At 60.1% G+C, this 26,915-nt stretch carries 22 protein-coding genes; 9 read left to right on the top strand and 13 right to left on the bottom strand.

The genetic code is table 11. The features are described 5' to 3' along the window. Nucleotides 1-64 precede the first annotated feature (64 nt). Genes HV770_RS18040 through HV770_RS18030 form a run of 3 tightly spaced genes read right to left on the bottom strand, consistent with a single transcriptional unit; the run spans nucleotide 65 to nucleotide 5,971 of the window. Nucleotides 65-2,305, bottom strand: coding sequence for a DEAD/DEAH box helicase (locus HV770_RS18040; protein ID WP_175161712.1), 2,241 nt, complete (start codon nucleotides 2,303-2,305; stop codon nucleotides 65-67). Then, nucleotides 2,277-3,581 (bottom strand): ATP-binding protein, encoded by a 1,305-nt coding sequence (locus tag HV770_RS18035; protein ID WP_175161710.1) that lies wholly within the window; start codon nucleotides 3,579-3,581, stop codon nucleotides 2,277-2,279. Before HV770_RS18035 ends, HV770_RS18040 begins: the two co-directional genes overlap by 29 nt. Next, nucleotides 3,578-5,971, bottom strand: a complete 2,394-nt coding sequence (locus HV770_RS18030; RefSeq protein ID WP_246290976.1) for a tellurite resistance TerB family protein — start codon at nucleotides 5,969-5,971, stop codon at nucleotides 3,578-3,580. The genes HV770_RS18035 and HV770_RS18030 overlap by 4 nt, the downstream gene beginning before the upstream one ends. A 315-nt stretch (nucleotides 5,972-6,286) precedes the next feature. Between HV770_RS18030 and HV770_RS18025 the strand changes: the two genes are divergently transcribed. The 6 genes from HV770_RS18025 (at nucleotide 6,287) to HV770_RS18000 (ending at nucleotide 15,084) form a co-directional block, all read left to right on the top strand. Continuing rightward, entirely contained in the window at nucleotides 6,287-6,706 is a 420-nt protein-coding gene (locus tag HV770_RS18025) for a hypothetical protein (RefSeq protein WP_175161708.1), read from the top strand. Between the two features lie 1,874 nt (nucleotides 6,707-8,580). Continuing rightward, nucleotides 8,581-9,744, top strand: a complete 1,164-nt coding sequence (locus HV770_RS18020; protein WP_175161706.1) for a tyrosine-type recombinase/integrase — start codon at nucleotides 8,581-8,583, stop codon at nucleotides 9,742-9,744. Nucleotides 9,745-10,544: 800 nt separating this feature from the next. Beyond that, nucleotides 10,545-11,606: a hypothetical protein gene (locus HV770_RS38685; RefSeq protein WP_246290974.1), complete on the top strand. Its 1,062-nt coding sequence runs from the start codon at nucleotides 10,545-10,547 to the stop codon at nucleotides 11,604-11,606. Between the two features lie 43 nt (nucleotides 11,607-11,649). Beyond that, nucleotides 11,650-13,662: an integrase gene (locus HV770_RS18010; protein ID WP_246290972.1), complete on the top strand. Its 2,013-nt coding sequence runs from the start codon at nucleotides 11,650-11,652 to the stop codon at nucleotides 13,660-13,662. Continuing rightward, the gene (locus HV770_RS18005; RefSeq protein WP_175161701.1) at nucleotides 13,659-14,078 is read left to right on the top strand and encodes a TetR family transcriptional regulator; all 420 of its coding nucleotides are present in this window, start codon (nucleotides 13,659-13,661) and stop codon (nucleotides 14,076-14,078) included. The genes HV770_RS18010 and HV770_RS18005 overlap by 4 nt, the downstream gene beginning before the upstream one ends. 349 nt (nucleotides 14,079-14,427) lie before the next feature. Next, nucleotides 14,428-15,084, top strand: a complete 657-nt coding sequence (locus HV770_RS18000; RefSeq protein WP_175161699.1) for a DUF924 family protein — start codon at nucleotides 14,428-14,430, stop codon at nucleotides 15,082-15,084. A 122-nt stretch (nucleotides 15,085-15,206) separates the two neighbouring features. Here the strand turns inward: HV770_RS18000 and HV770_RS17995 are convergent, their stop codons facing one another. The 10 genes from HV770_RS17995 to HV770_RS17950 all read right to left on the bottom strand — a co-directional run bounded on the left by HV770_RS17995 (nucleotide 15,207) and on the right by HV770_RS17950 (nucleotide 22,958). Then, the gene (locus HV770_RS17995) at nucleotides 15,207-15,953 is read right to left on the bottom strand and encodes an SDR family oxidoreductase (protein ID WP_175161697.1); all 747 of its coding nucleotides are present in this window, start codon (nucleotides 15,951-15,953) and stop codon (nucleotides 15,207-15,209) included. A 142-nt stretch (nucleotides 15,954-16,095) separates the two neighbouring features. Next, nucleotides 16,096-16,680: an LOG family protein gene (locus HV770_RS17990; protein ID WP_175161695.1), complete on the bottom strand. Its 585-nt coding sequence runs from the start codon at nucleotides 16,678-16,680 to the stop codon at nucleotides 16,096-16,098. A gap of 2 nt (nucleotides 16,681-16,682) precedes the next feature. Continuing rightward, a complete protein-coding gene (locus HV770_RS17985) occupies nucleotides 16,683-17,408 on the bottom strand; it encodes a TetR/AcrR family transcriptional regulator (protein WP_175161693.1) in 726 nt (241 codons plus the stop codon). 313 nt (nucleotides 17,409-17,721) lie between these two features. After that, nucleotides 17,722-18,360, bottom strand: coding sequence for a diacylglycerol kinase (locus tag HV770_RS17980; protein ID WP_175161691.1), 639 nt, complete (start codon nucleotides 18,358-18,360; stop codon nucleotides 17,722-17,724). A gap of 17 nt (nucleotides 18,361-18,377) precedes the next feature. Next, nucleotides 18,378-19,409 carry a glycosyltransferase family 4 protein gene (locus HV770_RS17975; RefSeq protein WP_175161689.1) on the bottom strand — a complete coding sequence of 344 codons (1,032 nt, stop codon included), beginning with the start codon at nucleotides 19,407-19,409 and terminating at the stop codon, nucleotides 18,378-18,380. A 41-nt stretch (nucleotides 19,410-19,450) separates the two neighbouring features. Then, the gene (locus tag HV770_RS17970; RefSeq protein WP_175161687.1) at nucleotides 19,451-20,392 is read right to left on the bottom strand and encodes a UDP-2,3-diacylglucosamine diphosphatase; all 942 of its coding nucleotides are present in this window, start codon (nucleotides 20,390-20,392) and stop codon (nucleotides 19,451-19,453) included. 272 nt (nucleotides 20,393-20,664) lie between these two features. Continuing rightward, nucleotides 20,665-21,186 (bottom strand): RDD family protein, encoded by a 522-nt coding sequence (locus HV770_RS17965; protein ID WP_175161684.1) that lies wholly within the window; start codon nucleotides 21,184-21,186, stop codon nucleotides 20,665-20,667. Between the two features lie 11 nt (nucleotides 21,187-21,197). Then, complete coding sequence (locus HV770_RS17960) at nucleotides 21,198-21,956, bottom strand: DUF3106 domain-containing protein (RefSeq protein WP_175161682.1); 759 nt, start codon at nucleotides 21,954-21,956, stop codon at nucleotides 21,198-21,200. Nucleotides 21,957-21,972: 16 nt separating this feature from the next. Next, nucleotides 21,973-22,398, bottom strand: a complete 426-nt coding sequence (locus tag HV770_RS17955; RefSeq protein WP_175161680.1) for a DUF3619 family protein — start codon at nucleotides 22,396-22,398, stop codon at nucleotides 21,973-21,975. Continuing rightward, on the bottom strand, nucleotides 22,395-22,958 hold the full coding sequence (locus HV770_RS17950) for an RNA polymerase sigma factor (protein ID WP_175161678.1): 564 nt from the start codon (nucleotides 22,956-22,958) through the stop codon (nucleotides 22,395-22,397). The genes HV770_RS17955 and HV770_RS17950 overlap by 4 nt, the downstream gene beginning before the upstream one ends. 364 nt (nucleotides 22,959-23,322) lie before the next feature. On the opposite strand from HV770_RS17950, the gene HV770_RS17945 reads away from it, so the two are divergent. The 3 genes from HV770_RS17945 to ilvC all read left to right on the top strand — a co-directional run bounded on the left by HV770_RS17945 (nucleotide 23,323) and on the right by ilvC (nucleotide 26,851). Further along, nucleotides 23,323-25,086, top strand: a complete 1,764-nt coding sequence (locus HV770_RS17945) for an acetolactate synthase 3 catalytic subunit (RefSeq protein ID WP_175161677.1) — start codon at nucleotides 23,323-23,325, stop codon at nucleotides 25,084-25,086. A 111-nt stretch (nucleotides 25,087-25,197) separates the two neighbouring features. Further along, nucleotides 25,198-25,689: an acetolactate synthase small subunit gene (gene ilvN / locus HV770_RS17940; RefSeq protein WP_025602412.1), complete on the top strand. Its 492-nt coding sequence runs from the start codon at nucleotides 25,198-25,200 to the stop codon at nucleotides 25,687-25,689. 145 nt (nucleotides 25,690-25,834) lie between these two features. Continuing rightward, nucleotides 25,835-26,851, top strand: a complete 1,017-nt coding sequence (gene ilvC, locus HV770_RS17935) for a ketol-acid reductoisomerase (protein WP_006048219.1) — start codon at nucleotides 25,835-25,837, stop codon at nucleotides 26,849-26,851. Nucleotides 26,852-26,915: the final 64 nt, after the last annotated feature.

Raw genomic sequence — 26,915 nt, 5'->3', positions numbered from 1 at the left:
CCCCGCGTTTTCATACGTGTATTGTTGATGGAGTTTGGCTGCCTGTGACTGCAGAGTTGTCAATTTATCCGGTCGTCTCAGACCGTACGGTACTGCGGGCGAACACCAATGCGCTGTCGATGTCGAGGTGTGTCGACGCGAACGCTGTGCGCTTCACGGACAACGGTAGTGCCCAGTCCCATTTTTCGCGGTCCAGATTCTCTATTTCGGCGACCGTTTCCATGGCTGTTGCGAGGTTTAACTGTCCAATTTCACGTAAGACTTCAGTGACGCGGTTGATGCTTCCGTTCGATATGCCGATAACCGGGCCATTGTTGAAAGCGTCCAGTTTGTTGGTGCGAAGCAGCAGGACCAGAGCATCATTGAGGTAATCACCTTTCCAGGTCGCGACAAAGGTGCCTGAGCCTTCCTGGAAAATAAGAGCTTCGCCTAGGGACGCATCGGTATAGTATCGACGTGCCTCCCTCAGCATCTCTTGACCCGTAGCATCTAGGAACAGTACGGGTACGTTGCTGGAGAGAATGCTCCGCATTTCGCTCCGCACTTCGTCATGCACCATGGCGGCGTTGCCATCAAATTGCGGCGGGGCACCGCCTTTGTCTGGTATGACGTAGATGGTCTTTCCTTCCTGGTGAACTTCTTCGACACGCCAGCGGCGTCCGCCAAATATCAAGCCTTGACCCTTGGTCAACGGGTGCGCCACTGGGACGCTTCCAAGCTGGCGTCCGCCAGCAATCACCCGAAATTCTTCATCGCTGGTGAAAGCCGAATAGAACTCGTAGTGGTTGACGAGTTTTTCACCGACCCCACCGTGAAGGAGCAGCCCGTTTGACGATTGGACAAGAAGGTCCAGCTTGCCCAGATTCTGCAAAACCTCCGTGAATGAGGACTTATCTATTGCCTCGAACGTACCACTTGCTATCAGGCTGGCCCAAAGCTCTGCGGCCGTACACCCGCCGCGCTCGGCAATGATGGACAGAATTTGCTGGATTAGAGTCGACGCATGCATTCCGCCGACCCTGGGCGGCTCGAACCATCCTCGCATCAACAGACTTACCATCGCGACTGACTGGACCAAACTTTCCCGTATCCGGTCGGAGAAATCGGAATCCGCCTTCAGCTCGGATTCGACGCAGTACCCGCGCAAGATTGCCGGCTCTCCCTTGCGCCGGCCTGAGCGCCCGAGACGCTGACGGAGGCTCGCTACCGATGGCGGTGCGCCAATCTGCGCGATGCTCTTTACCGCACCGATGTCGATACCGAGTTCCAGGGTAGTAGTGCAGATGGCGCTCGCCGGCCTGCTACCGTCCTTGAGAGCTTGCTCCGTGTCCTCCCGGAGCTCCTTCGACAGGCTTCCATGGTGAGGCCAGAATTCGTTCGGATATCCGTCTCTTTCGCACGCGCGGCGCAAAAGGTCGGAATAGGTTTCGACGAGCCGCCGGCTGTTGGGGAATATGAGATTGTTTGAGCCGCGCAGCGACTTGAACAGCTGGTTCGCGACGTCGACGGTACTTCCGGGGACCGCGTCCTCCAGCACCGGATTCTTTAAATCGGGTTCCAGTTCGATTCTGGGTGGTCGGAGGACAAAGCCCTTTATCAGCACCTTCAGTTCCTGACCGCCGCTCTTCGATTCGATGACCTCGACGGCGGTGTCGTGGCCAGGCCGAAGGAATTGCGCTGCAAGCTGCATGTCGCCGAGCGTGGCAGAAAGCCCCACGCGAGGAACCCGCCGTCCGCATGTGCGCTCGACCCGGTGCATCAGTGACTGGAGCTGCTTTCCCCGCTCAGACCCGAAGAACGCATGCAATTCATCGACAACGATGTAGCGCAGCGCGCCGAATGTTGCCTGCAAGGACGAACCACGATTGACAAACATCGCTTCGAGGGACTCGGGCGTTATCAGCAGAACGCCCTTGGGATTCTTAAAGAATCGCTGCTTGCGGCTAGCTGACACGTCTCCGTGCCAACCAATCACGGGAATCTCAAGTTCTTCGCAAAGGTCATTCAATCGCGACCATTGGTCGTTGATAAGGGCCTTCAACGGGCTGATATAGAGCACAGACCCGGTACACGGCTCGTCGCGCAGCAGATTCGACAGAATGGGAAGGAACGCAGCTTCCGTTTTCCCGGCCGCTGTCGCTGCTGCGATGATGATGTCGCGGTCTGCGTTGATGAGCGCGGGCACGGCACGCTCCTGCGCGTTGCGTAGCTCGGTCCATCCCTCCCTCCAGACCCAATGTCGAATCTTTTCGTGGAGCAGGTCGAAGCTTCGTGAGTCAGCCGAGGCGGAAGCTGGCGAATTCATCGTCACCCTCGGTCGCAACGTCAGCCACGCCTCCCGTATCCTTCTTGACTTCGAGCGTCCCAATCAACTGCCGCCAGTCAGCGGACGGATTTTGTTCCAGAACCGCTAACAGGTTAATGAACGCCGTTATCGTCGTGCGCGGTGTTCTGAAATAGGTGTCTCCGAGCCGCATGGCGCAATGAGCCATGAAGGCCGGAATCGCCTCCTGCGGCAAAATTGCCTTGGTTGCGTCGCCGAACGCGTGGACGATGCGAATCTTATCCAGGAGAACATAAAAGTCCTCAGGCGTAAGGCTGGCGAGCCGTATCACCGGACCGGTGTAGTCGACAAAACCATTCGTGGCGAACGTGTTTTCGGCAAGCCGCGACTGAAGGGCGGTGTAGCTATAGAGCCCCCGCTTCGTATCGAGCAGAAACTCGGGGGTACCCCCAAGAACGACCCCCAACCCTTCTGAAGACCCCTGGAGCGAATCGTTGAGAATCCGCAGTATCTGCTCGTAGTTCGAGTTCCGCGCTTGGACGTTCGCGAGTTTGTACAGGTTCACCAGCTCGTCGAGGCACACCATCATCCCGCCGTACCCGGCGAGTTTGACAAACCGAGCCATGAGCTTGAGTTGGTCGTACACCGATGCGTCATCGATGATGGTGCGAACCCCGAGTGCCGTCCGGGCATCGGTCTTGGTGGAAAACTCGCCGCGCAACCAGCGAATCGCGTCGCCCTTGAGCTGCTCGTTTCCTTGGTCGAATCCGCGGCAGTATGCTGCGATAACGTCCGCGAAGTCGTATCCATTGACCATCTCGGTCAAGTGATTGAGTTGCAAGCGAATCACCTCCTCGCTCGTTCGCCCCGAGGCCTTGGCCTTGGCCTCGGTTTTGGCCTGCCCAATGAACTTCTCTACAATCCCCGCGAGCGCACCGCCGTCAGGCTTCGTGCGAGTCGACATGTTCTTCGCCAGTTCGGCGTACAGTGAACGTGCCTGACCACCGGATGCATGCAATCTTCGGTCAGGGTTCAGGTCCGCATGGACCGTGACCAGCTTCTTCTCGAGTGCGATGGCTCTAACGAGATTCAGGAAGAAGGTCTTCCCCGCGCCATATTCGCCGACCACCACCCGGAAGCTCGAGCCACCGTCCGCGACACGACCGATGTCCTGAATCAAAGCTTCCAGTTCTTTTGCGCGACCGACTTGGATTAGATGTTGTCCGATGCGCGGAACGACGCCGGCGCGAAGGGACTGAAGAACCGCATCGCGGTCCTTCGGGCGAATTGTTGTCATGAGGCTAACCTTTGTGCAAATTCCTGGTTGATTTCAACTGGGTCATCGCCGTCAGTCAGCGGTTCGTCCCAATGGTCGAGCGAGGCTTCGTTTACGTGTTCAATTGCTCCGTCGAGCATCAATTCCAGGTCCGACGCCGCGTCAGAAAGCTCGGAGCGAGTCCATGACGGACGTGACAGCAGAAGGCGCAAAAATGTCGAGTGCGCGTCGTCCAGCCCTAGCAGGCTTGCAGAGCCCGTCTGTGGCTCTAGGGCTTCTTGGACAGGTTCTGCAACCGGAACCTCTTCCGCAAACACATCAGCCAATAAGGCAGAGACTTTTGCCGTCTCCATCTGCAGTGCCTCGATTTTCGATGTATCAAGAGCAAAAGGCGTTTGCACCAAGCTGCTCGGCGCATTGCCAGCCGCGGACGACGTTCGCGACATGTTGGAGGAACGGGCAACATTGTTTCCGTGCAGGTCCCCATAAAGCCGCTGAGAGTCGAGACCAAGCATTTGGTAGAGTTTTTCCAGCATTTTCACTTCGGCCTGCGAGACAAACCCATCCGCATTTGCTGTCTGCACAAGTAACGTGGCGACGGAAACTTTTGCCTCCGCGGAAAGCGGTTCGAGCCGCTTCTTCAGGCTCGCCGGTGTGTGCGGCTGGGCAATCTGCACTGCCGCGCGGGCTCTGAGCCGGTCCTGCTGTCGGGCGGTCAATTGCGGCCACGACTCAATGTGGCGATGAATCAACGCAACTTCCTGCTCAGACGCGTTGCCGTCAGCCATCGCAATCGATGCCGCCATGTCCACCATCAGCGCTAACGTCAAGTAACTGTCGTCAACGAAATTAGTTGAGTTGCTCGGCGGCGTCGCATACAACCCGACGTAGTCGGCGCTCTTCGGAGTCCGGCCGGAGATTCGCACATCCGGTTCGATAGCAATGCCGGCCTCTCCCAGAACACGGGCAAAAGTGGTCAGCTTGTCGCGCGAGATGTCGCCCGACGCTTTGAATCGCTCGAACAGGCTGCCGAAGGTCGTCACAACGGTCACATTGCCAACATCTTTCGCCAGCGACTCGAGTTCCTGCCGAGCGGTTTCTGGCCATAGTTCGACTGGCAGCAGGAGCGCGCCTTCCAGCGACCCTTTCGCATCGGGGTCGCGGCCGAGAAATCGACTATATGCGTCAAGGGAGTCGGAGCACTCGTTGACCAGTTGCTGGATTTTGTTGCGTGGCCCCGATACCGCAGCAATATCCGGGAGTGCCGTAACGTAGTCAGGGTATTCGACGTTCTGCAGTGCAGGGAACGCGGCGCGGGCAGACACCCTTAGCTTTGTCTTGTTCGCCGAGAGCATCATGCCTTCGCGAAATCGCTCTCGGTACTTCCGTAAAAACAGTTGACGAAATTCGCTTTCGCAGCGCGTCACTGGCGTGCGCTTATTTACGCCTGGGTCTGAGAGCGCCCAGGTGATTGCCCAATCGGGTGGAACCGGCTTCTTATCAACCGCGGCCTGGCCAAACGCTACACGTAGGCTTAGGGGGACCTCGAAACCTCCCTTGATTGTCCCCGGCGCATGCTCGTATTGGCGCTTAGGGTGTGTCAAGTGCACGAAGATAAACTCTAGCAACCCGTCAATGTATCCCGTCCTCAGGGCGTCCGGATATATTGTCTTCAGGCGCATCAGCTCATTCGCGATAGCTTCGAATTCGTCGTTCGACACCTTTCCCTGCATCCCGTCGACGAGGACACGCCTCTCGAGGCCATACAGGTAGAAAACGGCAAAGCTTCGATGCAATCGTGGGTCCGAGCGGTCGGATGCCAACCACTGAAGGTAAGCGCGCCGCTGCTCGGCCGAAAAGCCGTTATAGCTGAGCCAGTAATCCTCCAATCCATTGGAGACGTCGCTGGCCGAACGTGCGATGTTCGCTCCGGGGTTGAGCACGCACGCGTCGAGTCCTCTGTGTGCCTCACCCCGTCGCGGCACGCCAAGATAAAACATGCCACTAGGAATTGCTACGCCGCCAATCTCAATTGTGTCGCCGACGCTGACCCAGCGGACGTTCGGCGCCGATTCGAGCGACGGGCGGGCAATTCGATAAGACGAAGAAGTCGAATCGGATGAGAGGGTCACCGTCAGAAATTCGTCTTCGGGCTGAGCGCGACTGCCAATATTGTTTGGCGACATTGGAGGGTTTGATTTGATATCGCCTGGCTCGGCTGAGCGCGAGGGCTTGCCGCTGGAAACAGTCGACTTCTCCTTTTTCTGGCTAAAGGCAGCAACAAGCGCGGAAACGAGCAAGAAGAGAAGGAAGACGGTCCAGCCGCCCTTCGGGGCAAATACGATCGCCAGCAATAGGGCCAACACCAGCATGCCTGTGCCGGAGCCCGATTTTTTCGCCTTCCGGCCCATGGTCTCAATCTCTCGCGTCTTTTGAACTATGCGGATTGACTCGTCCGGTCATTTCCGCCAATTTTCGAGCAGTATAGTACGACCAAAGCAAGCGCCGCGCGTCGCGGCTTGCAATGCGGAATTCGTCGTCAGCCGACTAAGACGCGACGTTGCGTCTGTGGATACAAGTCTTAACTCAACCGGGCGAAGAGCGATTTAACGAAACGACGGGCGTTCTACACGCTATTCGTTGGATGCTGGGCAGCCACCGAGGCCGCTCCGTTGTTGTAAAGCGATACAAACCACATCGCTGTACTGCGATGGAAAAATCTAACGTTGCAGGTGGCCAATCTTATTGTAAGTGTGCTCTCACTTATTTTGCTAGCCATGGCGACCGACTTGCTCGACTGCTTCCTAGCTGACGCACTGACCGACATTGAGGTGGCGTCAAGAGACCTGCAGATTTCTAACGCCAGTTTCGTGCGCCTGCGACGTGCGCTCGGCCGGATGGCCTGCGCGCAGGCCGTTTTGGCGGCAACGAGTGCGGGGAGAGTCGGTGCGAGCGACGACGATTGGGCGCTCCGGATGCGGATGCGGTTGCGGGAAGCGGTGGAGTTGCTGGCAAAGGGGTGGCCGGAAGATTATCCGGCCGGGGCGGTTGAATTCGAGATTCTTAGCGAACTGTCGAAACGCCGACGGCACCTTCTTAACGCACACTCTAGCGGACGAATATCCAAGGAAGACATTTCCGTCTAGTAGCTAGGTCGACGAGCACGAAAGCTCCGTCAGCGACAGTCGCTATATCAAGCAAGGTTTTGCAGTGTTCCCGCGAAGGAGCCGTCTAAAGCGACCCCTTCCCTCATGGATTTGCACACATCAGCACGTTCGCTCTTGCGCGGCTAAGTTCCGTGATTCCTATTTGAAATCAAAGAATTAGGCCGCACAGAGTGAAGGCAAAAGAGCCCATTTGCGCGAACAATTTGTTGACTAAAATGTAAGAACAACTTTTTGTTTCACAAGGTGCCGACAAAGCGGTTGAGATGCCAGCCACCGTCACTGACTTCGGCAGATTCCGTGCTTTATCGACATCGATTCCATCTCCCCCCAAAGGCTCAGCCCTGAGCATCTCTGCGGGCCCGAGTCGCTGGGTGGTGAGGCTGATCCCAGCCCTCCCTACGGCATTAACGCCCGGGGAAGTCTTCCAATCAGCCTCTCCACCCGCATTATCGCCGTTAATGAGCCGTCGCTCCCTCCGGGACGCTAGCTTCGGCATCCTGTTGCCGATATCTCTCAGGCGCTCCCTCTGGTCTTGGCCATCCCCTGCGCGCTAGTGGTGGATTCAGCCGCCGCCGCGTAAGCGGCCACTCACCGGAGCCCATCAGTTCGTCGGGGCGACTCTCGTTGGGCGGCTCCTGCTCGGCCAACGTGTGGCATGACCGTATAGCGCTATTTGAGCAAAACGCTACTGTTAAGCGACACGCTCCGCAGTTGGTCCCGTCGCTTGATGGCTTGGTATCACGCGGTTCCATCGACTTTGAAACTTCTCAATTCGAGTTATACCGCGCAGTGAGATTGCCTTCCGTGGGGCGTGCAGCCTGCGTGGCGCGCAAACGGGAGGTTAACTTGCCACCGTGCGCTCATTGAAAGTTCACTTACGCGAAAGTAAATCCGGTCAGTGAGTTAACAAATCTGCCCAAGTCTAGCCGCCAACTTGTTAACAGATTCTGGGGGCAACTACGCAAGACCGGACGACAGTACGCGTGCCGGCAAGGTCGACGCTTTCGCCGCACAGCAATGTGGATACTTGAAGGGAGGCCATCTTTTTGCTAAATTGCCTCTTGGCGCAACGCCAACCTGAGTCATCGCACCTGATACACGCCATTGGCCTTTAGTCGATGGCAGCCTCGCCTTTTTATGAGAGGGTATATCGGCGAGGATGCGATGCGGGAAGCAACTGAACGGAAGGGGATGGGTCGACCGAGACGGGCTACGCACGGCTCGCCTTCTCTACGGTCGGGCTCAAAAATTGGGGAAGGATTCACTCGCCATAGCCGCTTGGCTGGCGCGTGGAAATGCCACTGCGAGTTGCTTCCGGTTTCCCTTATCTGCCGTCTCATCAATTTCGAACTGTTCGAGCGACTGGATGAGTTCCTGGTGGCGCACGCGTTGTCGGCGCACCCCATCGCTTATCAGTTCGTTCCGCGGGTATTCCCACCGACCGCAGGACCTCTTCCTATCGGGGGATACGTAGTTCGTCTTCGGTCTTTCTGCCCATCAGCGCGTCTATGTTTCCGCGGAGACGACTCGGCTCTCTGTCAAGTAGCAGATGGGAAGTACAGGGGGGAGATGGCACCTGCGGATAACTCGGAACTGCAGCGGCCGAGGGGCGTCCACTCGCTCGAGGTGCTCCGCCTTCCGGCAACGCACGTCAAACTCGAATGGGATTTCAAGCCGAGGCAGTCTAGCTCAACGCAGCGGGTCCACGTCAACGCTGCCGGCGCTGCCTCGGAACTGCTTGTTGATAGCCCGATGCTCTACGGCGCCCAAGAGGGCGGTGTCGTCGACCTCGTGATGTACTTGTGGCAAGCCTCGTCCACGAAGGCAATTGCCGCGTCGCGGGAGGCCAAAGCGTGAGACTCGTCTTCACCACGGAACAATTCATCTACGCCGGGCGTCCCCGCCCGGACTTTCCGTTGATACTGAGCGACGACATGACGCCGGCGGAGCCATTCCACAAGTATCTACGACACCTCCTGTTGGACAGCGGCAAGGCGCTCGACATCAAGACCTGGGAGAACTATGGGCGGAACTTGTGGGATTTCGCCAGCTTCCTACATGTCAATGGGTTCACGTGGAACGAGTCGTTCCGTTCAGTGGGCGAGAGCGTTGTGCGCGTCTATCGCGACTGGCAGGCGTTTGACTTGAAGCTGGACCCAAGCACCATTAATCATCGGTTGAGGATTGTCGCGGGCTTCTATAACTGGGCACTGGAGCGCCACATGCTCGAGCGATTGCCTTTCAGGAACTCGGACGTCACGGCGGGCGGCATTGAGCATGACCTGGCTCACGTGATGGGAGGTAGCCAAACTGTCAGCAGACCAGACGTCCTACTCGACGAATGGGAGAAGGAGCCGGTGTTTCTTACGGCCGAAGAGTTAAAGATTGCACGCAACGCTATCCGTTCGACGTCGCACCGCTTGCTCTTTGACCTTATGGCCCGTGTCGGCTTGCGGTCTGTTGAAGCTCGAACCTTTCCTTTGGCATATGTGTACGACCCCGCAACGCGGCCCCACCTTAAGCCCGGCACACTTATCGACGTGACGCTTGACCCTCGCCACATGGAAATTAAATTTGATAAACGTCGGGTTGTGCACATCCCCTATAGTCTGATGGAGGACATGCATGCATATACTCGGTTCGAACGAAACCGGCGCGTCAAATGTGAAAGAGAGCCGGATTCACTTCTGCTGACGGTACATGGGAATGCATATGACAAAGGGTCGGCTCACAAGGTCATGTCGGACTTGGGGCGCAAGGTCGGGTTTTCCATCCATCCGCTGATGCTTCGCCATAGCTACGCCATCCATACATTGCTGTTGCTGAGAGCGAACCCGAAAATCCAACTAGAGCCTCTTATGTATGTTCGCGACCGTCTCGGGCATGCGAGCGTCCAGACCACGATGGTGTACCTTCAGCAGATTGAGCGGTTAGTGGGGGCCGAGGCGTTAGCGTTGATGGACGAGTTCGACCGTCTCTATGACGTGACTCCAGCACTATGGTTTGCAGTTGCATAGGCCCATCCGTTCGCCTTTCAGTCCCTAACTCGCATACTGTCAAAATGCCGAGAAAAAAGAGCTACCAAGCCAGCCCTGCACGCAAAGAGCAGGCTCTAGGCACAGTTAGAGCAACTGACACAGGTTCGCTCTCAAGGACCGACGCGAACATCGACATGGTGGCACTGCTCGGCCCAGACGCAAGATTTGGTGGGAGCGACAGGAACATATACTTCGAGCAATGGCTCGAACATGGCATCGACGCATGGGTCTGGGCGGGGGTAGCATGTATTCGAGCCATGTTGTTCTCAGGCGCGTGGGAAACCGCCACCGTGGTCACATACGCGAGGAGTCTCAAAGTATTTTTCGAATACTTGACTGAGGGGGTAAAAGCTCCGCGCGTCGCCACGCCGGCAGAGCTTTCTCCGTCGCACATCGATGGGTTTGTCAGTTGGCTACAAGTACGTAGACAGAGACGCGGGCTGAAACCCGAGACAATCCGAACATGGTTCAGGAGCGTCAAACCGGTTCTAGGAGAGATGTTTGCGCAGGGGTACATTACGGGAGAGCCGACGCGGTTCTTTAAGAGAAGGGTGCTTCCTTGGGAGCACGGCGGAAGTAATCAAACTAGCTTGAGCGCCGGCGAACAGGAACGTTTGGCAAGAGCAATCAAAGCGGACCTTATAGCCATCTACCGTGGACGATTGCCCCTTTACCAGGGAGACGTGCAGGCGCTAAGACTGTTGCTGGTCGCGCACCGGCAAGGTAAGAACCCCACACCCCTTTTGGAGTTGAGACGCGATTCCATGAGTCCCGGGCTCATGCCCGGCACAATCCGCATGTGGACGGTAAAGTTTCGCAGCCGGAAGATTCGCTCAAGTATAGGCCGGACTGTGCGAGAAAGTACAAATTCCCGAGCAGGGCTTGACGCAGCCGACGCTGGTGAAGCGGTCTTCTCGCTGTCGGAGGGCGCCGTTTTGCAGCAGGCAATTACGAGCACAGAAGAACTGGTGAAAGAAGCTCCGCCGCGATACAAAGACCGAGTGTGGTTGTATCGCCCTGAAAAGCGGGCCGTCGGGAGGGCGGGCGCAGTCACTAGTCTCACTAATGCCACCTTGGCGAAGGCCATCCGCGCGCTTATCAAACGACACAATCTGCTTGATGACAGTGGCGGAGTGCTGCGAGTTAACCTCAGTCGAACCCGCAAGTCATACTTTGACCGCGCTTTTTGCTCCACTGGCGACTTGGAAAAGACCGCGAACTTGATGGGCAACACTTCAAGAGTGGCTGGCTCGAGCTATCCCTCGATGAATGAGGCCCAAAAAGCCGAGGCGGCAGAATTCATGAGTTCCGACTTCACCGCGATGGTGCGCGACCGGAGAGGGGCTCCCGGAAATGCTTTGGCGTCACAGCGTGTTATCGAGGTCAAGCCATTGCAGACAACGCGCGGGGGTGCACTGGCCGTACCCATGGAGCCCACCCCTGTGTCGGGTTGCGAGGATACGCTCAATGGCGAACACGCGCCGCGCGACGGGCACAACCACTGCGACCGCTACGTGATGTGCCTTTTTTGCTCGAGCTTTGCGATAGTCGGCACGGCCGAGGAGCTTTGGCGGCTGTTCAGCTTCCAGGCATTTGCGGAGGAAGAGCTTAAGCACCTCGAGTCGATGCTCGGCTCGCAACGTACCGATGACGATGCGCTGGAGGACCTGCGTGACCGCTACCGTATTGCAATTCCATACATCGACCAATTCACACAGCGACAGTTTTCAGCCCGCATCGTCAAGGAAGCACGTACCAAGACGAAACGGGGCTTGCACCCGTTCTGGACACATCAAATGACAATGAGCCATCGGGCACGCACGCGCATGCCCATAAGCTAGTGAATGTGAACTTCTGCACAGAGTCACGCATCAGGAGAAACCCATGCGTCGTAGGCAGACACTGCGTCAATTCGGCACGCCCAAGAACTTGACAGAGCCCTTGAATGCTCGCGAGGAAGCCGTCGCCTCATCCAACATAGAGCCGAGACGAGTGAAAAGACAGTCGGCCGACGTTGTCAAACCAAAGGTCTATACCCGTCCTCGGCCCTTTGACCTGTTAGCTGCTCGGCCTGTCAGCCTAGCAGGCATGTCTCAAGCCGAGCGTGACCTCCTTATTGTCACTGCTGTAGCCGACGAGTTTGGGAATGAATATCCAGTCAGCCGAATCGGCGACCCGGTTTGGCACTTGGCGTCGGAGTCGGAGGTCAAGAACAGGAAAGCCTGTGAATTTTCCATCACTTGGCCGAATGATGTTCCAAAAGCACTATTGGACGATGCCAAGGCGGCGCTCTACTGTGCGCTGCTTCGTGGCCCGCACGGCATCCCTTGGACCGCGAGTTATGTGTACCGAACCGCAGTTGGTGCGCGTGTCTTGTTGCGGCATTTGGCGTCGCTGCGAATTGCTACATTCAGGATGGTGCGCGCGTTGCATCTATCTGACTACATTGCGGACCTGAAACGCACGCTCAAGCCTAGCGCAATTCGGAACCGCCTGGACATTATCGGCTTAGTCTGGGACTTCCCGCAGGATGTGCTTTATCCACTATCGGAGCACCCTTGGGGAGGAGTGACGGCCCAGCAAGCTTTTGGATTTAACGAGGACGACAATGACAGCATGGCTGGCCGTACTGGCAAAACGCCCGTGGTTCCTCGTTCGTTGCAGCGTGACCTGTTTGCGTACTGTGAGGCACGTCTCGGCGAGGCGGAAGAACTCTTTCAAAAACGAGACGAAGGGAAGATTTCTCCATCTAATCCTGCCTTTACTCGCGTGCGCGATTCTGTCTTGTATCTTACGCAAATCACCTCTGGAATGCGCAACAGCGAGAGCATCGCCATCACTAGTGGCTGTTGGCGAAGCGAGGTGCGAAATGGCGTTACTTTCCATTGGGTGCGTACCAAAGAATTCAAAACAAAAAGGGGCGAAGTCGAGTTTTTAGTTCCACCAGAAACCTTACGGGCTTTAGAAATCTTGCAGCGATACGCCGAGCCGATGCAGGCTCGCTTGGTCGACGAAGCCCAATGGCTCGAAATGCTGTTGCAACGAGGCGTCAATAAAGACGGTCTTCTTGAAAACGGGATGGCTGTCGTAGAGGCCGTTGGCCGGCTTAACGACGTCCGCGACATGAAGCGGCATTTGTTTTTGTGCGTCTCGACGAGTGCGTCGGACCACTTGGGGACCGGCTCCCGTATTGGAACGATAAGTGCAATAAGTTGTAATGTGCAACTCAAGGCCCTCGCTCGCGCAGTTGGCTCGGATTGGGAGTTGGCCAACCACCAGTGTCGACGCACCTTTGCCTATAACGTCGCCAACTCGCGTCTAGGGCGCATGGGTTTGGTGTTTCTCAAGTGGCAACTCAAACATGCCTCAATGTCGTGGACGCAGCTTTACGCTTCGAATCCGTACCAGGACCTCGGGTTATACCGCGAGCTTCATGAAGAGCAAACCGCGGCGCGCGTCGAGCTGATGGAAGGTTGGATGGACTCCGACGGACCGCTGAGCGGGGGCGCGGGCCGAAAGTTGATGCAGACCCGTGCCACGCCAGTTAAAAATTTTAAAGAGCTTCTACTTCATACTGCCGAGACCATCGAAATCCGCAGTACCGGCCATTCGTGGTGCCTCAGCGGAACCCGCGTTTGCCACGGGCAAGGCGTCTATGAGCCGGCGAATTGCGTCGGTTGCTCGCAGGCCATCATCGAAGAAGACCACGCTGCCATTTGGCAGATGATTCATCTTGACAACTTGCGTTTGGCAGCCATTACTGATTGTGGCCCCAGTGTCCGGCAAAAGGCTCAGCGAGCAATAGCGCGCTCAGAGGAGGTGCTGAGCGAGCTTCAGGTGCCGTTGCCGTCGAGCGAGCAGGCAGCTGCATATGCGGCGCTAGGGGTATTCGCATGAAAAAGTCCGCTGATTCTGAAAGAAGAAAGCCTCGACCGCGAGACCGAGAGAAGACGAAAGAAGAGCTGACGGCTGCAATCATCGAGGTCAGAAACAAAGGCCTGAAATTGAGCATTACGGCGGTCGCTGCGGAGGCGGGTGTCAGCCCAAGCCTCATCCATAATACATATCCCGACCTCGCAGAGGCGATTCGCCATGAACTCGGCCGTACGACTCGTCAACAGCGCGATGCCAAGGCTGCTGAGCTGGTCGATGCCCGCGCCGCACTGAAGGGCTTACGAGACGAGCTTCGCGCAGCCAAAAAAGACCTTGACGAACTGGCGTCAATTAACGAGACGCTAAGGGACGAGATTGCCCGCCTCCGTGGCGAAGTGTCAGGTAAAGTGGTTGCTCTGTCGCGCCGCGACGATGGATAGAGGGGACGTCGAGCAATGGTCGTGACGTCAGCCGAGACAGCGCGTCCGGCGGGCCACTCGGAGGGGTTGTGATTGGTCGTCCGTTGTTACCGAAGGGCCAAAGTGCCGTGTCAACCAACCGTAGGCGATAAGTTCACGCGGGAGCGCTGTTTGCTCAAGGATACTCTGTTAACGTCCAAAGGCTTGGAACCTCGGGTGAACGCCGTTATCCCGCTGAGTTTGGCCGAGAAGTTCGTTAGTTAAGAACCAGAGGCGCGGAAAGTGTTAGTTGGAAGAAGGTGTTTCAGTTCAAGGGTTTATCGTGAACTCACTGTTAGTAGTATTCAGAACGACTGGATGCGCAACCGCAATGGCTGACGAATCCGGCGCGACATACTCGACGTCCGCCGACTACCTGGGCCTCGCGCCGCAAGCGCGCGCGGTTCTCGACTGCTGGTTCGATGCGCCGGATGCACCGCACTTCGGCGAGGAGCACAAACGCTGGTTTTCCCGCGACGAAGCATTCGATGCGATGTTGCGGGAACGCTTTGGCGCCTTGATCGACGCGGCGGTTGATGCATCGAGCGACATGGCAAGCGCCACCTCGCCCGACCATTGGCAGACCACGCCGCTCGGCGCGTTGGCGCTCATCATCGTGCTGGACCAGTTTTCGCGCAATTGCCACCGCAACACGCCGCGAGCGTTCGCCGCCGATCAGAAAGCACTGCGCATCGCGCAACAGATGATCGCAAGCGGCGCGGATCGCCTGTTGCCGACCGTGCATCATCGCGCGTTCGCCTATCTGCCGTTCGAACACGACGAGACGCTCGCCAGCCAGCGCGAATCGCTGCGTTTGTTCAAACTGTTGCAAGCGGAACCGGGCGGCAAGTCGTACTACCGGTTCGCCGCGCGGCATGCGGAAATCATCGAGCGCTTCGGGCGCTTTCCACATCGCAATGGGGTGCTCGGGCGCTCGTCGACGGACGAGGAGCGCGCGTTTCTGCGCGAACCCGGCTCATCGTTCTGAGGCCGCGAACTGCGCCTCGTCAACCGCGTGGCCGGTCGACTTAACGTCGCCGGAACCGCTCGCCGAAACCCGCGCGCAAAAAACACGGCCAAACCACGGCGCGAGTGCGCGCGTCAAGCGACTCAGCGTCCACCAGAAACGTCGATCAACGCGCCCGTCACGTACGATGCCGCGTCGCTCATCAACCAGACGATCGTTTCAGCGACTTCGTCCGCGCTGCCCGGGCGGCCGAGCGGCGTAGTCGCGCCGAGTTGCGCGGCGCGCTCGGGCTTGCCGCCGCTCGCGTGGATCTCGGTGTCGATCAGGCCGGGACGCACCGCGTTCACGCGCACGCCTCGCGGGCCGAGTTCCTTGGCGAGGCCGAGCGTCATCGTGTCGACCGCGCCTTTCGAGCCGGCGTAATCGACGTATTCGTTCGGCGAGCCGAGGCGCGCCGCCGCCGACGAGATATTGACGATCACGCCGCCCGCGCCGCCGCGATCGGTCGACATGCGCCGCGCGGCTTCGCGCGCGCACAGGTATGCGCCGAGCACGTTGACATCGAACACGCGCTTCAGGCGCGCGAGGTCCATGTCGGCGAGCGCGCTCGACGGCGCGACGATGCCCGCGTTGTTGACGAGCGCATCGATCCGGCCGAATTTCTGCTGGAGCGTGTCGAACATCGCGATCACGTCGGCTTCGTTCGCGACGTCGCCTTCGATCGCCACGGCGCGGCCGCCGGCGTGCTCGACTTCGGCGACGGTGGCTTGCGCGGCGGCCACATTCCGCGCGTAATTCACGCCGACGCGCCAGCCGCGCGCGCCAAGCAGACGCGCGCTCGCGCGGCCAATGCCGCGGCTGCCACCGGTGATCAGAACGGCTTTCGTCATCGCAACCTCATCGTTCGGGTGAGGGCCGCGCGAACGGCGCAGCCGGTGGGACGAGCGCCCGGATGGACGCGCGGGAATCAATCGGTGCGCCCCTGCCATCAAACGCGTCGCGTTAGACCGGGTCGCGTCAGACCGGGTCGCGTCAGACCCCGTCGCGCTTGATCGCCCACTTGTCGCTTGCGGGCGGCTGATAGCGCTGCAGCTTGCCGATCAGCGCGGCCGGCTCGGCATCGATCTGCAGGATGTCGAAATAGGTCTGGCGCATGAAGCCTTCGTCGACCGTGTGCTGCAGCAGCTTGATCAACGGATCGTAGAAGCCATCGATATTCAGCACTGCCACCGCTTTCTGGTGATAGCCGAGCTGCGCCCACGTGAAGACCTCGAACAGCTCTTCGAGCGTGCCCGCGCCACCCGGCATCGCGACGAACGCGTCCGACAGGTCGGCCATCATCTTCTTGCGATGGTGCATGTCGGGCACCACGTGCAGTTCGGTCAGCCCGTTATGGCCGACTTCCTTGTTGACCAGCAGCTCGGGAATCACGCCGATCGCGCGGCCACCTTCGGCCATCACCGTATCGGCGATCACACCCATCAGCCCGACCTTGCCGCCGCCGTAGACCAGCGCGAGATCGGCCTGCACCAGCGCGCGGCCGAACGCGCGCGCCGCCTCCGCATACAACGGCTTGGCTCCGTTGGAGGAGCCGCAATACACACACACCGACTTCATACTCAAACGTCCTTCGATTCGTTACGGGGCGCGGCGCCTTCCTTGGGCGGCAGGTAATCGTAGAACTCGCGCTTGGGCAGCTTGCCGGACACGAGGTCGTCGAAAATCTGCCGCGAGCGGCCGCGCAGATAAGGCGCCATCAGCGACACGATCTGCACGCTCACCTGATGCAGCTCCGCGCGAATCGCTTCCTGCTCGTTGTACTTGCGCGGATTCATCACGAATTGATACGACAGCCAGTACGTGCCGATCACGCCGACGTTGGTGGCGATCACATGCATTTCTTCCGGCGTGGCGACCATCTCGCCGTCGGCGACGAGCTGCTCGCAGAACTGGCTCGCAAAGCGCACCTTGTGGCTGATGATCTGCTTGAAGTGCGTTTCGAGCGTGCGGTTGCGTGCGAGCAGGTCGTTCAGGTCGCGATACAGGAAGCGGTAGCGCCACGTGAAATCGACCATGTACTGCAGGTACGACCACATTTCGTCGATAGTCGCGCGATGGTCTTCCGGGAAACGCAGACGCTTTTCGATCTCCTGCTCGAACTGGCCGAAGATGCTGTTGATGATGTCGTCTTTGTTGCGAAAGTGGTAGTACAGGTTGCCTGGACTGATTTCCATTTCCTCGGCGATCGTCGTCGTCGTGACGTTCGGCTCGCCGATTTCGTTGAACAGCTTCAACGACAGTTCGAGAATCCGTTCGCGCGTGCGGCGGGGAGGTTTGGCTTCCATGTCGTCCGGCCCTGGTTATGCCGGGATGATCGCGCGGCGGCGTGCCGCTGCTGCGTGGTCCACCCGGTTGCGGTTGGTATATGAGCGCCTGCAGACCTGCCGCTCGGCGACAGGGCTCCCGCGGGAGCAAGACCACGCCGGGCGGCCCCGGCGTGGTCTCATGAGACTATCGAACGATTATAAACCGAGCGTTCTTATACCAAGCGGATAGTCAGGGTTTTCGTCCTCGGCGAGGGTTGGCGCGCAACGGGAACAGGCTGCGATGGCGGTGGGACGGCGTTTCAAACGCTTGCGGCCGGTAGGCGGCGCGCTGTCATAGCCATGCGCGCAGCCAACGCGCGACGAGCGGTCCGACGAGCAGCGCCCACGTCATCACGCACATGCCCAGCGCGACCATCACGGCCGCGCTGCCGAGGTCCTTCGCGCGGCGTGACAGCTCGTGGCGTTCGAGCGAGATCCGGTCGATCGCCGCCTCCACGCTCGAATTCAACAGCTCGACAATCAGCACCAGCAGCACCGAGCCGAGCAGCAGCACACGCGACACCGGCTCGACCGGCACCAGCAGGCCGCACGGAATCAGGATCGCGGCGAGCGTGAGTTCCTGGCGAAACGCGCTCTCCTCACGGATCGCGACACGGAATCCGGCGAGCGAATTTTTCATCGCGTGCCACGCGCGGGTGAGGCCGCGGTTGCCCTTGTACGGATTGAACGGCAGGGGCGTGAGCGGATCGTCGGGGCTGAGCGGCTCGTGTGCGGTGCTGTCGATGCCGTTTGAATCGTGCGCAGCGTTCGCATGATGCGGCGCGCCGGGTTCGCCGACATCGTCGAACGGCTCGATGCCGGTGGCGTCGTGTTTGACGTCGTGGCCGACATCGCGCTCGGCATCGACGGCGCGCAGCGCGCCGTTCGACGCGCGCCTCAGCGTGGCCTGGGTGGATTGGCTGGTTCGCATGGAGGGCTCGCGCCGCGTCAGGCGGCGGCGCTTTCCTCGCGATACGACGCATGCGGCAGTGGTTTCAGATGCGCGGCGAATTGCGCGGAAGCTGCCGCCCACGAGAAGCGCTCCGCCCATGCGCGCGCATGATGGCGATCGATCTTCAGCGCTTCGAGGCAGGCCTCTTGCAGATCCTCGTGCATCGCGCCCGCGCCGCCGTCGCCCAGCACGTCGATCGGACCGGTGACCGGATAGGCCGCCACCGGCGTGCCGCATGCGAGCGCTTCGAGCAGCACGAGCCCGAAGGTGTCGGTGCGGCTCGGGAACACGAAGACGTCGGCTGCCGCGTACACCTTCGCGAGTTCCGCCTGCGTGAGCACGCCGAGATAATTCGCTTGCGGATAGCGCGACTTCAGCTCGGCGAGTGCGGGTCCTTCGCCGGCGACCCATTTCGAGCCGGGCAGGTCCAGCTTCAAAAACGCCTCGACGTTTTTCTCGACCGCCACGCGTCCCACGTACAGGAAGATCGGCCGCGCGGAGTTGAGCACTTTCGAGTCCATCGGATGAAAGATCTCGAGGTCGACACCGCGGGTCCACAGCACGACATTCGTGAAGCCGAATTTTTCGAGGTCCTGCTTCACCACCGGCGTGGGCGCCATCACGGCGAGCGATGGCTTGTGGAACCAGTGCAGAAACTTGTAGGTCGCGGCGAGCGGTATGCCGAAACGCGCCTGCACGTATTCCGGAAAGCGCGTGTGATAGGCGGTCGTGAACGGCAGCTTGTGACGCAGCGCATACGCACGTGCGGCCATGCCGAGCGGACCTTCGGTGGCGATGTGCAACGCGTCGGGCGCGAACGTGTCGATGCGCTCGCGCAGCTTGCGGCGCGGCAGCAGCGACAGACGGATCTCCGGATAAGTCGGGCAGGCAATGGTTTTGAATTCAAGCGGCGTCAGCAGATCGACGCGATGGCCGAGCGCGGTGAGCTCACGCGTGGTGTTCTTCAGCGTGCGCACGACGCCATTGACCTGCGGTTCCCATGCGTCGGTGACGATCATGATCTTCATCGGCTTGTTCCTCGATTCGGGTCCAAAGGAAGTTAGGAAGACTACGCGGTCGCCCGGGCCTTCTGCGTGCCGGCTTGCGGCGCGCGCAGCGTGGTCCAGTAGATCACCTTGAGTTCGCCTTCATAGGTCTCGACGAGTGCCGACAGACTTTCGACCCAGTCGCCGTCGTTGCAATACAGCACGCCGTCGATGTCGCGCATCTCGGCTTTGTGAATGTGTCCGCAGACCACGCCGTCGCAGCCGCGGCGGCGCGCTTCGTCGGTCATCACCGTTTCGAACGACGAGATGAAGTTCACCGCGTTCTTCACCTGATGCTTCAGGTACTGCGACAGCGACCAGTACGGAAAGCCGAGCTTGCTGCGGATGCGGTTGAACCAGCGGTTCAGGACGAGGATCATCGTGTATAGCGTGTCGCCGAGATACGCGAGCCACTTCGCGTGCTGGATCACGCCGTCGAACAGATCGCCATGCACGATCCACAGCCGCTTGCCAGCGAGCGTCGTGTGAAACGCTTCGCCGCGCACGTGGATGTCGCCGAATGCGAGGTCGCAGAACTGGCGCGCGGCTTCGTCGTGATTGCCGGGCACGTAGATGACCTGGGTGCCTTTGCGGGCCTTGCGCAGCACCTTCTGTACGACGTCGTTGTGCGCCTGCGGCCAGTACCAGCCCTTCTTCAACTGCCAGCCGTCGATGATGTCGCCGACGAGGTACAGATACTCCGACTCGTTATGACGCAGGAAGTCGAGCAGATAGGGCGCCTGGCAACCGCTAGAACCGAGATGGATGTCGGACAGCCAGATGGTGCGGTAACGGTGCGGGTCGGCGTGCTCGTCTTCGGGATGGGCGGCGTGCGCGTCGAGAGGCGGCGCCACGGGCAACGGCAAGCCGTGGTGAGCGGGGTTGGGGTCCGGGCGGAACGCGACGGTGTCGACGCTCGGGCCGGTCTGGCGGAACAGGGAAGTCGCGGACGTTTTGGGGTCCATGGCTCACGCGTCGAGTTGCGGTGCCTGTATTGGGCCGGGCGCGCGTGACCGTGCCGTGACAGTCATGAGAAGTTCTTATTACTACGGCGTGGGGCGGGGTGCGGATCGCGCGGCGGAGCGGTGCGCTTAGGGTGCGCGGCAGAAGAGCGTGGTTGGCGTGTTTGGCCTCGCTTGCGCGGCCAGGCGGGAGGTGACTGCGTGAACGGCTATTTCATGGACTGCCGGGTATGCCGAACAGACACAGCCGCCCGGAGGGTGAGTGCGCCGTTCGCTCAGCGTGCGACGGCAATCACGCGCGTACCCGCGAGCCGGTCGTGCAGGAACCGACGCTGCGGGTCGAAGCGGCCGGTTGCGGCCCACAGCACGAACCAGATGCCGGCGATCGCCAGCGTCTGCGGCAGGCGCAGCCCGAGCAGCGGATGCAGCGCGAGCGGCGGCAGAAACCACAGCCACGCGAGCACGTAACGGGCGATCGCCCGTCCCGTGGACAGCGGCGCGCCGTCGGCGGCGACGACCCGCAAGCGCCAGGTTTTCATCGGCAGGGTCTGGCCGCTGTGAGTCCAGAACCAGACGAAGTACACACCGACCACGAGGCCGATCCATGCGGCAAGCAGGTTGTGATGGGTGAGTCCGTTGCGTTGCTGCGTCAGCGTGCTGAACAGATAGCCGGCGACGAACACCACGCCGAAGAGGATCAGCGCTTCGTAGAGCAGCGCGGCGAGGCGCCGCCGAACGGTGGGGGCGATGCGAGACGCATCGGCGGGCGGTGTCGAGGTGGTGAGCGTCTGGGACACGGGGAGCCGGATCAGGAGCCGTTGAAGAGCGACGGCGCCTCGGCCGGTGACACCGGCAGCGGCGTGGCGGGCACGAAGCTGCCCGCGGCCGGAATCGCGGGCGCGGCGGCCGGGACCGGCAACGATGCGGCCGCAACGGCGCTCGCCGCCGCTACGCTGCTCGCGCCGTGCTCGCGCGCATTGACGATCCGGTCGAGACCCTTGATTTCGTTGCGCGCCGACGGCGGCGCGCTGACGACGCTCGGCCGCCGTTTGCGCTCGCTCGCGGCCAGCCGCTGCTTCTGTTCTTCGGGCAACTGCTGATAGGCCTTCCACGCGTTCTGACGAGCCTCGCGCGGCAATTCCTTCGACACCTGATAATTCTCGCGTGCGACGCGCCGCTGGTCGGGCGTCATGCGCACCCATTCGCTCATTCGCTCATGCAGGCGCTTTTGCGCATCGGGCGACATCCTGGGATAGCGCGACGCGATCTTGATCCACTTGCGCTTGCGTTCGTCGCTGAACGAATCCCACTGGGCTTCGAACGGTGCGAGCGCGAGATGTTCGGCCGAGGTGAGGCGCGACCACGCCATCGGGCTATTGCTGCCGGGCAGGCGCGGCAATTCGACGGCGAGGGTGGGAGCGGGCGTCCTGGCCGTGGCGTTGCCGCCGGCCGAGTGTGCGCCGACGGGCGAGGGGCTCGGGTAAAAGCGCGGATAGGTCGCGGCAAACGACACCAGGGCCGCGATCGCACATCCGAAAAGAACGGCCAGGCCGCGCTTGTAACTCACCCGAAAAATCTCCCGCTCAGTGGTGGGCGCGTGAAAGGTACGCGTTGAAACCGTGGTCGAGATAGGCATTGAGCGGCAGGTCGTCGCTAAGCATGGCGGCATCGATATCGGCGAGTTCGGCGGTGCGCTGCTGGTCTTCCCAGTAGGCAATGCCGATGAGGCTCACGACCAGCGCGGCGAGCGGCCACGCGAGCGCGAAGCGGCGCAGCGGCGAACGGCGGCGCTGCGGGAATTCGACTTGCGGCAGACCGGACGGCATGCCGGCGAAAGCGGGCACCAGCACCGGCGCGCTGACGGCTTCGGGCTTCTTGCGGGCGAGCGCGGCACGGCGCGCCGCGGCGAGTCGATCGACGGTGGCGGGGGCAATGCTGGCGGCGTTTTCGTCGAGCGCGCGGCGCACCTGGCGCGCGAACTCGAGTTCTTTGGTTTCGAGGGAGCTCATAGGGTGATTCCTTTGGCCTTGAGCGCTTGCGCCAGCGTGTGGGTGGCCCGCGAACAGTGCGTCTTCACACTGCCTTCGGAACAGCCCATCGCGGCGGCAGTCTCGGCGACATCCATATCTTCCCAATAACGCATGAGAAACGCCTCCCGTTGACGTGCCGGTAATTTTTGGATCTCGTCGTCGATCGACTGCAGGATCTGCTCGCGCTCGAGTTTCCGCTCGTTGCTCTCGGCCCCGGCCGAGCCTTGCTGGGCCTCGAAGGTTTCCAGCGGATCGAATTCGTCGTCGTCGGCATTGCCGAGCGACGAGAACAGGCTAACCCACGTATTGCGTACTTTCGCACGACGGAAATAGTCGTGCGTCGCATTCTGCAGAATACGCTGAAACAGCAGCGGCAACTCGGCGGGCGGACGGTCGCCGTATTTTTCGGCGAGCTTGATCATCGCGTCCTGCACGATATCGAGCGAGGCGTCGTCGTCCCGCACGGCGTAGACCGTCTGCTTGAATGCGCGCCTTTCGACGCCCGCCAGAAAATCGGCGAGTTCCTTGTCTGATGCCATCCGTTTGGGGGTCGGCGCAGCGAGCGTGCGCGTAATCGGTCGAAAAATGTCGCAAAGCTCGCGGATGCTAACAAACTTTTGCGCGGCCCGGGGCGAAACGTGGTCAACCTTGCATCGACATAACAGGATTTCGGGTGATTGCGGTCAATCCTGGAGTGTGGGGACAGGGCGCCAAGGCAATATTTGCTTGACCGCATGCGCGCCAGCAGATATCTTCGCTGGTTCGCAACATAAGTGACTTGTCTCAATTGAGGTGTGGCCCAAGAAGCTCACCTGTCAACTGGACGCGCCGCTTGAACCCGAGCCACAAGCCCGGCAGAGAGCACCCGATCAATTTTTTGCCGAAAATTCGAAAGGTGAATAAATGAATATGCCCAGCGCGGAATTCTCCACGTCGGATACGACTCCCCATCAGGAAGCTGACTCTATTGGCGGCACCGTGCTCATGAAGGCACTGGCCGACGAAGACGTCGAGTTCATCTGGGGCTATCCCGGCGGCTCGGTACTCTACATTTACGACGAGTTGTACAAGCAGGACAAATTCCAGCACGTCCTCGTACGCCACGAGCAGGCCGCGGTCCACGCCGCCGACGCGTATGCGCGCTCCACCGGCAAGGTCGGTGTGTGCCTCGTGACCTCCGGCCCCGGCGTCACCAATGCGGTGACCGGCATCGCCACCGCCTACATGGATTCGATTCCGATGGTGGTGATCAGCGGCCAGGTGCCGACTGCCGCGATCGGCCAGGATGCGTTCCAGGAGTGCGACACGGTCGGCATCACGCGTCCTTGCGTGAAGCACAACTTCCTCGTGAAGGACGTGCGCGATCTCGCCGCCACCGTCAAGAAAGCTTTCTATATTGCCCGTACTGGTCGCCCCGGCCCGGTGCTGATCGACATTCCGAAAGACGTGTCGAAAGCGCCTTGCCAGTACGAACCCGTGAAGAACGTTTCGCTGCGCTCGTATAACCCGGTGACCAAGGGCCACTCCGGCCAGATCCGCAAGGCGGTCTCGCTGTTGCTGTCGGCCAAGCGTCCGTACATCTACACCGGCGGCGGCATCATTCTCGCGGATGCATCGCGTGAGCTGAATCAGTTCGCCGACCTGCTCGGCTACCCGATCACCAACACGTTGATGGGTCTGGGCGGCTACCGCGCGAGCGACAAAAAATTCCTCGGCATGCTCGGCATGCACGGCACGTACGAAGCCAACATGGCGATGCAGCACTGCGACGTGTTGATCGCGATCGGCGCGCGCTTCGACGACCGCGTGATCGGCGACCCGACGCACTTCGCGTCGCGTCCGCGCAAGATCATCCATATCGACATCGATCCTTCTTCCATTTCCAAGCGCGTCAAAGTCGACATTCCAATCGTCGGCGACGTGAAGGAAGTGCTCAAAGAACTGATCGAGCAGTTGCAGACGGCCGAGCATGGCCCGGACACCGCGGCACTCGCCGACTGGTGGAAGGACATCGAAGCCTGGCGCGCGAAAGACTGCCTGAAGTTCGACCGCAAGAGCGACATCATCAAGCCGCAGTACGTGGTGGAAAAGGCGTGGGAACTGACCGACGGCAATGCCTTCGTGTGTTCCGACGTCGGCCAGCACCAGATGTGGGCCGCGCAGTTCTACAAGTTCAACAAGCCGCGCCGCTGGATCAATTCCGGTGGCCTCGGCACGATGGGCTTCGGCCTGCCGGCGGCGATGGGTGTGAAGATGGCGCACCCGGACGACGACGTGCTCTGCATCACGGGCGAAGGTTCGATCCAGATGTGCATCCAGGAACTGTCGACCTGCAAGCAGTACGACACCCCTGTGAAGATCATTTCGCTGAACAACCGCTATCTGGGCATGGTGCGCCAGTGGCAGCAGATCGAGTACAGCAAGCGCTATTCGCATTCGTACATGGATGCCCTGCCGGACTTCGTGAAGCTCGCCGAAGCGTACGGCCACGTCGGCATGCGTATCGAACGCACGGCGGACGTCGAACCGGCGTTGAAGGAAGCGCTGCGCCTCAAAGATCGCACGGTGTTTCTCGATTTCCAGACCGATCCGACCGAAAACGTCTGGCCGATGGTCCAGGCCGGCAAGGGCATCACCGAGATGCTCATGGGTTCGGAAGATCTATAGCGACCGTTTCCGACGCCGGCTTCGTCACGCGCGCCTTCACGAAGGGCGAACGCGGACGAAGGGGCGCAAGGCGGCTCGCAGACATCGACAAACATCTGGAAGAAGCGAATCATGAGACACATCATTTCCGTCCTGCTGGAAAACGAACCGGGCGCGTTGTCACGCGTGGTGGGTCTGTTCTCGGCACGCGGCTACAACATTGAAACCTTGACGGTGGCTCCGACCGAAGACCGTTCGCTGTCGCGCATGACCATCGTCTCAATTGGCTCGGACGACGTGATCGAACAGATCACGAAGCATCTGAACCGCCTGATCGAGGTGGTGAAAGTGGTCGACCTTACCGAGGGCGCCCACATCGAGCGTGAGCTGATGTTGATCAAGGTGCGGGCGGTCGGCAAGGAACGTGAGGAAATGAAGCGGATGTCGGATATTTTCCGCGGCCGCATCATCGACGTCACTGAAAAGACCTACACGATCGAACTGACGGGTGCGAGCGACAAGCTCGACGCTTTCATCGAAGGGCTCGATTCCACGGCGATTCTCGAGACGGTCCGTACGGGCAGCTCGGGCATCGGGCGCGGCGAGCGCATTCTGAAGGTCTGACGCGCGGCGCCCGGGTGTCGTGCCTGGGGCGCCGTGACCAAACGTTTCGATCGAGCTCGGGCAGTGCATGACGAACCCGGCCAGCAACACACTATTCGCAGTATTTGCATTTCACTGATTCATCGAATTTAGCCAAGGAACCGACATGAAAGTTTTCTACGACAAGGACGCCGACCTCTCCCTGATCAAGGGCAAGCAAGTCACCATCATCGGCTATGGCTCGCAAGGCCATGCGCACGCGCTGAACCTGAAGGAAAGCGGCGTGAACATCACGGTCGGTCTGCGCAAGGGCGGCGCATCGTGGAGCAAGGCTGAGAACGCCGGCCTGCAAGTCAAGGAAGTGGCGGAAGCCGTCAAGGGTGCGGACGTCGTCATGATGCTGCTGCCGGACGAGCAGATCGCCGAAGTCTATGCGAAGGAAGTGCACGCCAACGCCAAACAAGGCGCAGCGCTGGCATTCGCGCACGGCTTTAACGTGCATTACGGTCAAGTGATTCCGCGTGCCGATCTCGACGTGATCATGATCGCGCCGAAGGCGCCGGGCCACACGGTTCGCGGCACCTACTCGCAAGGTGGCGGCGTGCCGCACCTGATCGCTGTCGCGCAAGACAAGTCGGGCGCAGCACGTGACATCGCGCTGTCGTACGCAGCGGCGAACGGCGGCGGCCGTGCCGGGATCATCGAAACGAACTTCCGCGAAGAAACGGAAACCGACCTGTTCGGCGAACAGGCTGTTCTGTGCGGCGGTACGGTCGACCTGATCAAGGCCGGCTTCGAAACCCTGGTGGAAGCCGGTTACGCGCCGGAAATGGCGTACTTCGAGTGCCTGCACGAACTGAAGCTGATCGTCGACCTGATCTACGAAGGCGGCATCGCGAACATGAACTACTCGATCTCGAACAACGCCGAATACGGCGAGTACGTGACGGGTCCGCGTATTGTGACGGCTGAAACGAAGAAGGCGATGAAGGCCGTGCTGACCGACATCCAGACGGGCGAGTACGCAAAGAGCTTCATCATCGAAAACAAGGCAGGCGCACCGACGCTGCAATCGCGCCGCCGTCTGACGGCCGAGCACCAGATCGAACAGGTCGGTTCGAAGCTGCGCGCGATGATGCCGTGGATCGCGAAGAACAAGCTGGTCGACCAGTCGAAGAACTAAGCGAATTGCTGCTTGAGTCCGGCGCGGTGTGCTGCTGATGCAGTCCCGCAGCGGCCGGACAAAT

This window comes from Paraburkholderia fynbosensis, assembly GCF_902859935.1.
Classification (GTDB): domain Bacteria; phylum Pseudomonadota; class Gammaproteobacteria; order Burkholderiales; family Burkholderiaceae; genus Paraburkholderia; species Paraburkholderia fynbosensis.
The sequence above is the reverse complement of the archived record's forward strand: the minus strand, read 5'-3'. Positions and strand labels throughout refer to the sequence as shown.

Bases quoted from the DNA above. Each gene is read 5' to 3' on its own strand.
- HV770_RS18040 (WP_175161712.1), bottom strand. From the start codon at position 2,305: ATGAATTCGCCAGCTTCCGCCTCGGCTGACTCACGAAGCTTCGACCTG.
- HV770_RS18035 (WP_175161710.1), bottom strand. From the start codon at position 3,581: ATGACAACAATTCGCCCGAAGGACCGCGATGCGGTTCTTCAGTCCCTT.
- HV770_RS18030 (WP_246290976.1), bottom strand. From the start codon at position 5,971: ATGGGCCGGAAGGCGAAAAAATCGGGCTCCGGCACAGGCATGCTGGTG.
- HV770_RS38685 (WP_246290974.1), top strand. From the start codon at position 10,545: ATGCCCGGCACAATCCGCATGTGGACGGTAAAGTTTCGCAGCCGGAAG.
- HV770_RS18010 (WP_246290972.1), top strand. From the start codon at position 11,650: ATGCGTCGTAGGCAGACACTGCGTCAATTCGGCACGCCCAAGAACTTG.
- HV770_RS18005 (WP_175161701.1), top strand. From the start codon at position 13,659: ATGAAAAAGTCCGCTGATTCTGAAAGAAGAAAGCCTCGACCGCGAGAC.
- HV770_RS18000 (WP_175161699.1), top strand. From the start codon at position 14,428: ATGGCTGACGAATCCGGCGCGACATACTCGACGTCCGCCGACTACCTG.
- HV770_RS17995 (WP_175161697.1), bottom strand. From the start codon at position 15,953: ATGACGAAAGCCGTTCTGATCACCGGTGGCAGCCGCGGCATTGGCCGC.
- HV770_RS17990 (WP_175161695.1), bottom strand. From the start codon at position 16,680: ATGAAGTCGGTGTGTGTGTATTGCGGCTCCTCCAACGGAGCCAAGCCG.
- HV770_RS17985 (WP_175161693.1), bottom strand. From the start codon at position 17,408: ATGGAAGCCAAACCTCCCCGCCGCACGCGCGAACGGATTCTCGAACTG.
- HV770_RS17980 (WP_175161691.1), bottom strand. From the start codon at position 18,360: ATGCGAACCAGCCAATCCACCCAGGCCACGCTGAGGCGCGCGTCGAAC.
- HV770_RS17975 (WP_175161689.1), bottom strand. From the start codon at position 19,409: ATGAAGATCATGATCGTCACCGACGCATGGGAACCGCAGGTCAATGGC.
- HV770_RS17970 (WP_175161687.1), bottom strand. From the start codon at position 20,392: ATGGACCCCAAAACGTCCGCGACTTCCCTGTTCCGCCAGACCGGCCCG.
- HV770_RS17955 (WP_175161680.1), bottom strand. From the start codon at position 22,398: ATGAGCTCCCTCGAAACCAAAGAACTCGAGTTCGCGCGCCAGGTGCGC.
- HV770_RS17950 (WP_175161678.1), bottom strand. From the start codon at position 22,958: ATGGCATCAGACAAGGAACTCGCCGATTTTCTGGCGGGCGTCGAAAGG.
- HV770_RS17945 (WP_175161677.1), top strand. From the start codon at position 23,323: ATGAATATGCCCAGCGCGGAATTCTCCACGTCGGATACGACTCCCCAT.
- ilvN (WP_025602412.1), top strand. From the start codon at position 25,198: ATGAGACACATCATTTCCGTCCTGCTGGAAAACGAACCGGGCGCGTTG.
- ilvC (WP_006048219.1), top strand. From the start codon at position 25,835: ATGAAAGTTTTCTACGACAAGGACGCCGACCTCTCCCTGATCAAGGGC.